Source organism: Pseudomonas tremae (assembly GCF_023278125.1).
Lineage (GTDB): Bacteria > Pseudomonadota > Gammaproteobacteria > Pseudomonadales > Pseudomonadaceae > Aquipseudomonas > Aquipseudomonas tremae.
The window spans coordinates 4752678-4764604 of sequence record NZ_CP066270.1; the positions used below are offsets into that span (position 1 = coordinate 4752678).

7 protein-coding genes and 1 pseudogene are annotated in these 11927 nt (G+C 59.7%); 5 read left to right on the top strand and 3 right to left on the bottom strand.

Annotated elements, in window-relative coordinates; translation table 11 throughout:
- Positions 1-111: 111 nt before the first annotated feature.
- From I9H09_RS21500 to I9H09_RS21515, 4 genes and pseudogenes are all read left to right on the top strand, one after another.
- Positions 112-1647 (top strand): HDOD domain-containing protein, encoded by a 1536-nt coding sequence (locus I9H09_RS21500; RefSeq protein ID WP_005888492.1) that lies wholly within the window; start codon positions 112-114, stop codon positions 1645-1647.
- 45 nt (positions 1648-1692) lie between these two features.
- Positions 1693-2505, top strand: a pseudogene (locus I9H09_RS21505) (rhodanese-like domain-containing protein); the annotation flags it as partial.
- A gap of 165 nt (positions 2506-2670) precedes the next feature.
- The gene (gene asd, locus I9H09_RS21510) at positions 2671-3534 is read left to right on the top strand and encodes an archaetidylserine decarboxylase (protein ID WP_235662989.1); all 864 of its coding nucleotides are present in this window, start codon (positions 2671-2673) and stop codon (positions 3532-3534) included.
- 260 nt (positions 3535-3794) lie between these two features.
- Positions 3795-5579 carry a molecular chaperone gene (locus tag I9H09_RS21515; protein WP_122347882.1) on the top strand — a complete coding sequence of 595 codons (1785 nt, stop codon included), beginning with the start codon at positions 3795-3797 and terminating at the stop codon, positions 5577-5579.
- A 45-nt stretch (positions 5580-5624) separates the two neighbouring features.
- Here the strand turns inward: I9H09_RS21515 and serB are convergent, their stop codons facing one another.
- Positions 5625-6839 carry a phosphoserine phosphatase SerB gene (gene serB, locus I9H09_RS21520; protein WP_005888487.1) on the bottom strand — a complete coding sequence of 405 codons (1215 nt, stop codon included), beginning with the start codon at positions 6837-6839 and terminating at the stop codon, positions 5625-5627.
- Between the two features lie 130 nt (positions 6840-6969).
- Between serB and I9H09_RS21525 the strand changes: the two genes are divergently transcribed.
- Complete coding sequence (locus I9H09_RS21525) at positions 6970-8514, top strand: HAMP domain-containing protein (protein WP_122312927.1); 1545 nt, start codon at positions 6970-6972, stop codon at positions 8512-8514.
- A 272-nt stretch (positions 8515-8786) separates the two neighbouring features.
- Here I9H09_RS21525 and I9H09_RS21530 read toward each other — a convergent pair whose 3' ends face one another.
- Together I9H09_RS21530 and parC are read right to left on the bottom strand one after the other, a co-directional pair.
- Positions 8787-9482 carry a PqiC family protein gene (locus tag I9H09_RS21530; RefSeq protein ID WP_024670392.1) on the bottom strand — a complete coding sequence of 232 codons (696 nt, stop codon included), beginning with the start codon at positions 9480-9482 and terminating at the stop codon, positions 8787-8789.
- A gap of 183 nt (positions 9483-9665) precedes the next feature.
- Complete coding sequence (parC, locus tag I9H09_RS21535; protein WP_005888481.1) at positions 9666-11921, bottom strand: DNA topoisomerase IV subunit A; 2256 nt, start codon at positions 11919-11921, stop codon at positions 9666-9668.
- Positions 11922-11927: the final 6 nt, after the last annotated feature.

Consider the following 11927-nt stretch of genomic DNA (forward strand, 5'->3'; position numbering starts at 1 on the left):
GGTTCTCGTGAAAAACCCATTTCGCCTGCCGAATCAACAGGTGAAAATGGCCGTTCCACCCAGCACACTGGCAGTCTTCCCGCCCGGATAATCAGTCGCACAGGCCATCCAATGCCGACAGCACATACATCGCATCATCTTGTTCCGAAGACGCTCGACGCCTGGGTCAAACAGCTTGACGGTATCGCGTTGCCAGTCCCTGCCGCCAATCACGCGCATGTGCGTTCCGCACTCAACGACAGCCGCCGTTCACTGCGTGACATTGCCGAGATGATGCAGGAAAGTCCTGCACTGGTGCTGAGCGTGATGCGCGAGGCAAACCATCACACGCACGGCATGACCGAGCAGGCCGAGAGCCTGGAAATCGCGATCAACCGTCTGGGCCTGGCGCGCACCGAAGTCCTTTTAGGCCGCCTGCCGGCCAAACCACCTGAAGAGATTCCTGCCGCTTACCGCCAACTGATACTGGTCAGCCAACACGCCACGCAACAGGCCAACGGGCTGTTTGCCAGCCGTCTTGCGCGGCTGTGGCAGGACATCCATCTGGGCAGCCTGCTATTTCTCGCGCCGCTCTGGCCAATGGCATTGGCGTACCCGAAACTGCTGGAAGAGCTTGAGTTGCGAGTTATCCACAAGGGGCACTCCAGCGTTGCAGTAGAAAAAGAGCTGTTCGGCGTCAACTTGCTGGAACTGTGTCTGGCGCTGGCCGAATTCTGGCGCCTGCCGGTGTGGGTCACACGTGGCTACAAGTTGCTGATCAACGAACGTCACGAACTGGCCAGAGCGCTGCGCATTGCGCGCGAGGGCCGCAGCCCGCTGGAACAGCAACAGCTGATGGACGCCGACCCCAATCTTCGACGCTGGCTTAATCAGCCCGCCAATACCGTGCTGCTCGGCAACGGCCTGGCGCTGGCAGCACAACAGGCCTGGAACAGTCCGCATTGCCTGCGCTGGGAGCGCCTGACCAGCCTTTATCTGCAACAACCGCTCGATGAGGTGCAGCAACAGGCGCACCAGAACGCGGCTGGCAGTGCCCGCATTCATGCGGAGAACGATCTATGGCACCCTGCCGAATCATTGATCTGGCCCTGGGATGCGCGTCGCGTGAGACGCGATAACGAGCCCGCCCCGCCGCCCTCGGCAGACGCCTTGCAATTGTGGCGCAAGAACTGCGCAGAACTGCTCCAGGAACCGACGCCGTTCATTAACGCCATGCACCTGACAACCTCGGCTCGCGATGCATTCATGGCCTGCGGCATGGAGCGCGTCATGCTGTTGATGCTGGACAAGACGTCATCAGTGCTGCGCGTCAATCAACTTGCCGGCCTGCCCCAGGAAACAGCCGCCTTGCAGCTTTTCGTCAAGGAAAGCACGGTGTTACAACGCCTGTTGACTCAGCCGACGCAACTGCGCATGACTCCTGCCAACAATGCCCAATTCGCAGCGCTGCTGCCTGCATCGCTCAAGGCATTGTTCAACGGCCAGCACTGGTTGATTCGTTCGCTGAGCAACAATGGCAAAGTCATGCTGCTGGTCGTGGCCGATCAGGGCGGCGGCGCGCTGTCGGAAATTTCCGTTCAGGCGTTCGGAAAAACCGCGCAATGTATTGAACGGGCTCTTGGCATCTTTAGTCATCGCAAAGCATGAGGCCTGGCGTACAATTCGCGTCTTTCTATTCATCGGAGGCTGCAAATGTCCGAATTCACTGGCTTGTCGCTGGTCATCGAACCCAACGATCTGCTTGAGCGTCTCGACGCCCCAGAACTGATTCTCGTGGATCTGACCAGCAGCGCTCGCTACGAAGCCGGGCATATTCGCGGTGCTCGCTTCGTCGACCCCAAACGCACCCAACTGGGCAAACCGCCCGCCCCCGGTCTGCTGCCTGACACGGCCGGGCTGGAGCAGTTGTTCGGCGAGCTGGGGCACAATCCCGATGCGGTCTATGTCGTCTACGATGACGAAGGCGGCGGCTGGGCCGGCCGTTTCATCTGGCTCCTTGATGTCATTGGCCATCATCGCTATCACTACCTGGACGGTGGCGTTCTGGCCTGGGAAGCAGAATCGCTGCCCATGAGCACCGAGACTCCGCCTGCCGCAGGCGGCCCGGTCACACTGACGCTGCACGATGAGCCAACCGCCACCCGCGAATACCTGCAGAGTCGCCTTGGTGCAGACGACCTGGCGATCTGGGACGCGCGCGCGCCCACCGAGTATTCGGGCGAAAAAGTGGTCGCAGCCAGAGGCGGCCACATACCTGGCGCAGTCAATTTTGAATGGACCGCCGGCATGGACAAGGCGCGCAACCTGCGTATTCGTCAGGACATGCCGCAAATCCTGCGTGATCTGGGCATCACTCCCGACAAGGAAGTGATTACCCATTGCCAGACCCACCACCGGTCGGGCTTTACCTATCTGGTGGCAAAAGCGCTTGGCTATCCGAGGGTCAAGGCCTACGCAGGCTCTTGGGGAGAGTGGGGCAACCTGGCAGACACGCCGGTCGAAGTGCCAAACGCGGTTTCGGCGCCCCTTGACACAATTGATCTCACCAAACCAGCGGCACCTGTGCAGCCAGCCGAAACCGTCGAGCCTGTGCGCTCCAGTGAACCGGGCCGGACCTCTCAGAAATTTTCAGGGCATTCCTCTTCAGGACACTCTTCTTCAGGGCTATCAATGAAAGACCGTTTGTTTATTCTCAGTCAGTACCTGCTGCCACATCATTTGTTGTCCCGACTGGCCGGCTGCGTTGCCGAATGCCGTGTGCGCTGGTTCAAGAATGCCTTCACCGCCTGGTTCGCCCGCCGCTATCAAGTCGACATGTCACAGACGCTGGTCGAGGACTTGACGTCGTACGAGCACTTCAATGCCTTCTTCACCCGTGCACTGAAAGCCGATGCCCGTCCACTGGACACCACACCCGGCGCGATTCTTTCCCCGGCCGACGGGGCAATCAGCCAACTGGGCCCGATCGACCACGGTCGCATCTTCCAGGCCAAGGGCCACAGCTACAGTGTCCTCGAGCTACTGGGCGGCGATCCAAAACTGTCTGCGCCTTTCATGGGCGGTGAGTTCGCCACTGTTTATCTGTCGCCGAAGGATTACCACCGCGTACACATGCCGCTGTCCGGCACGCTGCGCGAAATGATCTACGTCCCGGGCCGAATCTTTTCGGTCAACCAGACCACTGCTGAAAACGTTCCTGAGCTGTTCGCCCGTAACGAGCGCGTGGTTTGCCTGTTCGATACCGAGCGCGGGCCTATGGCTGTAGTGCTTGTGGGCGCGATGATTGTGGCATCGGTCGAAACGGTCTGGGCCGGTTTGGTGACGCCGCCCAAGCGCGAATTGAAGACATTCAGCTACGATGAAGCAGCGCGTGCACCTATCCATCTGAAGACTGGCGAAGAAATGGGCCGCTTCAAACTTGGCTCCACGGTCATCGTGCTGTTTGGACCAGACCAGGTGAAATGGGCAGAACAACTGAAGGCCACTTCCAAAGTGCAGATGGGTCAGGCACTGGCGTTCCCAAAGCAAGCCTGATACCTGGCACCTGCCTGGAACTGAAAAATACATGGGCGCTGTCTGGACGGCAGCCCCATGCAAGGTCAGACTGGAAAGGGTGGCACAAAGCCACGCCTACTGCGCGACTGCAATGATGCTGGTAAAGTCACTCATTCGGTGCTGTAGGATACCTCGCACAATTGTGGCGTACCTCTGACATATCTGTGCGGCACGATGATGTCGCTTGCCCACTTTTTGTCGCCGCCCGTTCCAGTGAGTCGTTGGAGTCAGCCTTTCACATGAGTAATTTTAGCCTCCCACTGTCGTTGCGTGCCCCCACGCCAGCGCAGTCGAGCCTGACATTCTGTGAAGCCACGCCCCGCGACCTCAAACGCTGGATATCCAGGCTGCCCAAGGCAAACCTGGGGGAAATGGCACGTCAGCTCTATCAAGGGCTGACCGAGCTGAACCAGTTGATCACACCGAGCGAGAACCGTCTGCAGTTGCTGGAGCTGCTGCGGCCCGAGGTGTATTTCGTCTGTAAACACCTCGAACGTCATTTTCTCAATCAGGCCATCGTGCTCGACGAACGGCCACGCAAGGTCGCCAACCTCTGCCAGGCCCTGCAAAACCATCTGGCCACCGGTTACAAACAGATCATCCAGCAGGTAGCGTCTCGCTACACAAAAGATCAAGCCACACTGTTCGGCACCGCGCTGCAAAGAGCACTGCACGGGCTCAACGGGCCGTTGATTCGCGCCAATCAGCTTTACTGTCCGGTTCAGGACGGCCTCTGGCTCGAGCTGCATCAGATCTACCAGATCGCTCGCCAATACCAGTTGCACAACACGCTGATCGACGAACCGCTGGCGCATCACACCAAAGCATTGAGCGTCGAGCAGACGTATGTAATCGCGCTGCTGATGGGCTGCTCGCGCTGTAATCAGATGCGCCAATTGAACATTGGCAAACTGGCCGACGCGCTGGAGGCCTGGAGCCCGCTGGTCAGGCTGCAATCGCCTGCGCAGGAAAGCAGTCTGTTCGCACTCGACCCGACGGTCGACAAGCCGCCGTTGTACCGCACCCTGTTCACGGACGAGCAATCCCAAGGGCTGCTGGGCATCAACACTCAGGCGCTGGCGGAAGCGATCAACCAGTACCTGGCCCTGCCCGACGACCAGCGCTCCCCTTCCAGGCTGCTGATCCCGACCGGTATCAATACCGACCTGTTGCAGCATCTGGCGGCGGCATGGGGTGACGTGGCAGAGCGTACGTTTCAGCGCACCGCAGGTCAGGGTACGCTCAAGCTGTGTATAGGCATGAGCGCGCTGCATTTTTATGTCGCAGGCCAAAAGTCATTCAGCGAACTGCTGCAACTGAGCAATACCACCAGTGCTGCGGACTTTTCGCTGAAGATTGTCAACGAGGCCGAGGAAGATCCCTGGTCTTCCGCTTTTGACACGCAGCGAGGCAATACCTCATCCGTCCTGTTGCCATACGAAGAGATCGAGTACCCGAAAAACGACGGCGACAGCGAATCCTCGTCCAACAGCCAGCACTCATTCCCCACGTACGACCTGAATATCGTCAACCATAGCCCGGGCGGTTATTGTCTGGCGTGGCAGAGAGAGGTGCCGCAACAGTTGCAGGCTGGCGAGCTGGTGGGTATTCAGGATGATTCGGGCCATGGCTGGAGCATCGCCATCGTGCGCTGGGTTCGCCAGGTGCGTAGCGGCGGCACGCAAATGGGCATCGAGCTGATCGCCCCGTTCGCCCAGCCATGCGGCATGCAACTGATTCGCGAGCAGCAGAACAGCCAGTACCTGCGGACCCTTATGCTGCCGGAAGTGCGCGCCATGGAAAAACCGCCCACCGTACTCGCACCGCGCCTGCCGTTTATGGAAGGCAGCAAGGTGATGATCAACGTCAACGGTGAAGAGCGCCGTGCCTCACTGAGCAACCGGCGCATCAGCAGCGCCAGTTACAACCAGTTCGAGTATCAGATTTACGAGGCGCCCAAGGCAGCCGTCAACGAGAAGTCGAAGCCCGGCCAAGAGTTCGACTCGTTATGGGGCACGCTGTAATCGTCGCAACCTGTTGCGGTGTCACGACGATCTTCGGCGCCCGACTCAGCGCCGCCCTTCGCGATCGCGAAAGCCCAGTAGGTACAGCACCCCGTCAAGCCCCAGTGTCGAGATTGCCTGCCTGGCCGACTGTTTGACCAGCGGCTTGGCCCGGAAGGCCACACCCAGCCCGGCAATCGCCAGCATAGGCAAATCATTGGCCCCGTCGCCGACCGCGATGGTCTGCTCCAGGCTCAGGCCTTCCTTGTGCGCCAGCTCGCGCAGCAAGTCTGCCTTGCGCTGGGCATCGACGATGGGCTCGATAGCAACCCCGGTGACTTTGCCGTCGACCACTTCAAGTTCGTTGGCATACACATAATCGATGCCCAGCTTCGCCTGCAATTGTTTGGCGAAGTAGGTAAACCCACCTGACAGAATCGCTGTTTTATAACCCAGACGCTTGAGCTCGGCGAACAGGGTTTCAGCGCCTTCGGTCAGCCGCAGCGAAGCGCCGATGTCATCCAGCACGCTGACATCCAGCCCCTTGAGCAGCGCCAGGCGCTCCTTGAAGCTTGCGCTGAAATCCAGCTCGCCGCGCATCGCTCGCTCGGTAATCTCGGAAACCTGTTCGCCGACGCCGGCGGCCTTGGCCAGTTCGTCGATCACTTCAGCTTCGATCAGGGTCGAGTCCATGTCGAACACCGCCAGACGGCGGTTGCGACGGAACAGGGAGTCCTGCTGGAAGGCGATATCGACGTTCAGCGCCTGTGCCACCGCCAGAAACTCAGCCTGCATGGCTTTCGGATCGGCCGGCTCGCCGCGCACCGTGAACTCGATGCAGCCCTTGCCTTTGTCGGCAGGCGTATCGAGCGGCATGCGACCGGACAGGCGATCGATCTGATCGATGTTCAGCCCGTACTTTGCCGTGATGGCGCTGACAGACTGCAATTGCTCGGCAGTCACTTTGCGGGTCAGCAGCGTCACGATATGGCGCGCCTTGCCCTGGCCGTCGACCCAGTGCTGGTAATCCTTTTCGGACACCGCGGTGAAACGCACCTGCTGATCCAGCTTGTAGGCTGTGAACAGGATGTCCTTGAGCACGGAAGAACCTTCGACGGTATCCGGAATTTCAACCAGGATGCCGAAAGACAGAGCGTCGTGGATCACCGCCTGACCAATATCGAGAATGTTCACGCCACCCTGAGCGAGGACGCCGGTAATGGCAGCGGTGAGACCGGGACGGTCTGCACCAGTGATGTTAATCAGGACGATTTCGCGCAAGGCGCACCCCCGCAGTGGAAAAAAACCGCATTCTAACCACTTTCAACGACCATCGGGCACAGGCAGCGCTTTGCCGCCACTGGGTCGCTCGTTATACTGCGCGACAACTTCACCGAAAGAGCCGTGCTCTGTGAACCGGCCCACGCCTGTTAAAACCGATAATTTCTTCCTGCTCATCTTTCGTGCCCTGCGTCATCGCCGTGTACCGATCGCTTTGCGCATTGCCAGCCATAACGTGATCCTGGTCGCTTTGGCGTTGGTGATCTACGCCGGTGTCATGGGTCTGCAGTTCAAGCAGGCCATGCATGAGCAGGCTGACGCACTGGGGCAGGCCCTGACCACGCAGACGGCCACGTCGGCTACCGAACTGCTGGTGTCAAACGACATCCTCAGTCTCAACGTGCTGCTGGGCAATCTGGTCAAAAACCCGCTGGTGGCGCATGCCGCCATCTACAGCGTGGATAACCGCATTCTTGCGGAAGCCGGCCAGCGCCCGAAAAACGGGATTCTGGGTGAGGCTCAGGGCCTGTATGAAATCAAGATCACGTTCCAGGATGTGATGGCAGGGCACCTGCGCATCAGCCTCGACATGTCGCAGTTCCAGCAGCCAATGACCATCAGCCTGCAAAGCATGGGCATTCTGGCCGGTATTCTGCTGGCACTGGCGCTGGCCCTGAGCCTGCGTCTTGGCCGTCATATCTCTACGCCATTGATGCAGATGCGTATCTGGTTGCGCAACATTGACCCGTACACGCCGGCTACCGATCGTCAGGATGAAATCGGCGATCTGGCCCGGCAGTTGCGCAGTTCGTTCGCGCCACCGGAACCCGAACCCGAACCGGTGCCTGAACCCGAGTACGACGAAGACGAAGGCGACGACCCGTATCTGGAGCCTGAAGAAAGACCTGCACCGCCAGTGACGACACGCACCTCGACAGTCAGCGAGCCAAAGCCTCGTTTGCCGGCGCCGCCCGTGCAGCGCCGCATCGTTGCCGAGGAGGATGAAGAGGACGAGGAAGACCCGTTCGCAGACCTGCGCGACACGTCCGGCAATTCGCCAACAGAGCGTCCGGCGGCTGCTCCGGTTGTTCAGCGAGAACCACATGACAGCGCCGTGCTGGCCGTGCAGCTTGGCTCACAGGATCAACTGCGCCGCCTGCCTCGTGCGCGACTGAGCGAATTGCTGCAACGTTACCGCGACTGCCTCGATCAGGCCGCCTCGGTGTATGAGGGTGAGCTGCACACCTTGAATGACGGCAGCACCTTGATGCTGTTCCACAGCCATGAAAGCGGCGACGATTACCTGACCAATGCAATCTGCTGCGGTGAGTTGCTGCGGGCACTGAGTCACGCCTTGCAGATCGAAGTGGCGGACAGCGGCATCACTCTGCAATTGCAGCTGGGCCTGACCCTGGGTGAAAACCTGAGCGACCTGAGTCAGATCGACCTGTTGCTGACCGAAACCGCGCAGGACGCATTGGCGCTGTCTCAGCACAGCCGCAATCTGCTGCTGGTCGAACGCCGCATCAACGATGACCCGCTGATCCGCCAACGCGCCCGCATCCGTCCCATCGCCAGCCCTGAAGGCGCATGCTGCGTGGAACGTCTGATGGAGCCCTACCCGTCAATGCTCGAACGCCAACTGGCGCGCATGCACGACGCCAACAAAGCCTGACACCGTCAGACGCCCACCTGCGTGGGCGTCTGAAACTCAGCGTTGTACCAAACCTGGCTGACTCTAGTGCCGCTGCTCTGCGGAGGCACGACAGCATGCGCAGATCAGCCCCCGCGCGATGTCCAACAGCCCCGCCCTTGTGGGAGCGGACTTGATGGGAGCGGACTTGTCAGCGAATGGACTGTCAGCCCCCCAAAAAAACACACATCAAAACCAAGACATGTCCCCAACAAAAAGCCCGCATCGCTGCGGGCTCTTTTGTCTGTCCGGTGCTAGAAGCGGAACACTTCAAGATCGGTACGTATCGGCGATGCCATCGGGATCCGTGGCCTGTCAGGCTCTTTGGCCTTGGCGACCGGAGCCTTTTTCGGCTCTTCGAGCGGCTGCCATGAGATCGGCTTGATCGCGGTGCTGACCTGATCGGCCAAGCGTTGCAGCAGCATGCCTTGCGCTTTGACCTGATCAGCAGAACTGCCGGCGTGAACCTGCTCGAGGTGCACCAGCCGGCTGTCGCGCACATGGCCCTTGCGATCCAGAAGGCGCCATTGCGCATCCAGAACAGCAGGCTGTTTGGCGCCGGAGTCCAGTCGGGTGATCGATAACACGACCTGGACATCCGGTGTGAAATTGGCAACCGCAGGCGCCATCACAACGCGCTGGCTGTCCAGCTTCCAGGCCAGTTGACGCAGAAGCAACTGGTCGATATCCGAAGACAGATTGCCCGCCCACCGCCCGTCGGACGATGCAGTCAGGGTGCCGTCAGGCTGGCGTTGCAGAAGGGTTTCGCGTTGCAGATAGTCGGCCACCGAAACAGGACCCAGCAATACTGCCAGACCACTACTCTGTTTCGGCTGACCAGGCTCACCGCTATCGAGCTGATAAAGCGCGGTCGGCTGGCGCATACTGCAACCAGCCAGACCCAGGACGCCTGTCATCAGCAAGATCAGGGGAAGGCGTAGAAAATTCATCATCCCATCCAAGTGGCCGCCCACGGACTGGCCACGGTATAAGTGCTTTCAAGACGCATGCAGGCACTGAGCCACGCATGCACCCCAAGACCCCATATCATCCGTGAATATGCCATCTGACTCCAGCGATTATGCATCGTACTTCATGGCAAAACGAAGAACGCTGGTGCCAGATCAATGTTTTCAGCTATTTTCCACCAATAATGCGTCGACCCGCTGGAAGCCCCTTGGCAGTTTATTACCACGACGACCGCGCTCTCCCTTGTAATGTTCAAGATCTTCGGGCTTGAGCGACAGGGTTCGTTTGCCCGCCTGGAGTACAAGCGTAGCGCCCTGCGCGATCACCGCAAGATCAGTTACATATTCCTCGCGACTGGCGACCCGCTCGCCCGGGATACCAATGATCTTGTTGCCCTTGCCTTTGCCCAGCTGCGGCAAATCACTGATCTTGAAGACCAGCAGGCGTCCCTCGGTGGTCACTGCTGCCAGCCAGTTCTGCTCGCGGTCAGGCACAGGTCGCGGCAGGATGACCTTGGCACCGGCGGGCAGGCTCAACAGCGCCTTGCCAGCCTTGTTCTTGGCTTGCAGGTCTTCGCCCTTGACCACAAAACCGTAGCCTGCGTCGGAAGCGATCACATACAGCGCGTCGTCTTCCGGCATCAATACACACTCGAATGTCGCGCCCGGCGGCGGTTGCAGCTTACCCGTCAACGGTTCGCCCTGGCCGCGTGCGGACGGCAGGGTGTGGGCAGGCACCGAATAACTGCGCCCGGTCGAGTCGATGAACACGGCAAACTGGTTGGAACGCCCTATCGATGAGGTTTTGAAACCGTCGCCCGCCTTATAGGAAAGCCCAGTGGCATCGATGTCATGGCCCTTGGCGCAGCGTACCCAGCCTTTTTCCGACAACACGACGGTCACCGGCTCGGTCGGCATCAGTTCATTTTCGGACAGCGCCTTGGCTTCGGCGCGAGCAACGATAGGCGAACGGCGATCATCGCCGTACGTTTCGGCATCAGCGATCAATTCGGCGCGCACCAGCTTGCGCAGCTTGGATTCACTGCCCAGCAGCGCCAGAAGCTTGGCTTGCTCCTTGCGCAATGCATCCTGCTCGCTGCGCAGCTTCATTTCTTCCAGACGCGCCAATTGGCGCAGTCGGGTGTCGAGGATGTAATCGGCCTGGATTTCGGTCAGGCCGAAACGCGCAATCAACTCGGCCTTTGGATGCTCGGCAGTACGGATGATATGGATCACTTCATCCAGATTCAGGTACGCCGTGAGCAAACCGTCCAACAGGTGCAGGCGATGCTCGACCTTGTCCAGACGGAACTGCAGACGCCGACGCACTGTACCGATGCGGAAGGTCAGCCACTCACTGAGCAGAGTCTTGAGGTTCTTGAGCTGCGGCTTGCCGTCCAGGCCGATGATATTGATGTTCACCCGGTAGCTGGATTCCAGCTCGGTGGTGGCGAACAGATGCTGCATCAGCTCGTCCAGTTCAACCCGGTTGGAACGCGGGATGATCACGATACGGCAAGGGTTCTCGTGGTCCGACTCGTCACGCAGGTCGGCGACCATCGGCAGTTTCTTGGCCTGCATCTGCGCTGCGATCTGCTCCAGCACCTTGGCACCGGAAACCTGATGCGGCAGAGAAGTCACGACAATATCGCCATCTTCAATGCGATACACAGCCCGCATGCGCACCGAGCCACGACCGGTTTCGTATATTTTCAGCAGGTCCGCGCGCGGCGTGATGATTTCTGCTTCAGTCGGGTAATCAGGCCCTAGAATGTGTTCGCACAGCTCTGGAATCGTGGCCTTGGGCTCATCCAGCAGGCGAACGCAGGCGCTGGCCACTTCACGCAGGTTATGCGGCGGCACATCAGTAGCCATGCCGACTGCAATGCCGGTAGTGCCGTTGAGCAGGATATTCGGCAAACGAGCAGGCAAAACTGCAGGTTCATCGAGGGTGCCGTCAAAGTTCGGCACCCAGTCAGCCGTGCCCTGGCCCAGCTCGCTGAGCAGCACTTCGGAGTAGCGCGAAAGGCGCGCCTCGGTATAACGCATGGCGGCGAAGGATTTGGGATCATCCGGCGCACCCCAGTTCCCCTGCCCGTCAACCAGTGTGTAGCGATAGCTGAACGGCTGAGCCATCAGCACCATCGCTTCATAGCAGGCGGAGTCGCCGTGCGGGTGAAACTTGCCGAGTACGTCACCGACGGTACGCGCCGACTTCTTGTGCTTGGCGTCGGCGCCCAGACCCAGTTCGCTCATCGCATAGATAATGCGTCGCTGCACTGGCTTCAGGCCGTCGCCAATGTGCGGCAAGGCACGGTCCATGATCACGTACATGGAATAGTTGAGGTAGGCCTGTTCGGTGAAGTCAGCCAGCGATCGGCGTTCTACGCCGTCCAGGCTGAGGTCAAGGGAGTCGCTCATGCGGGC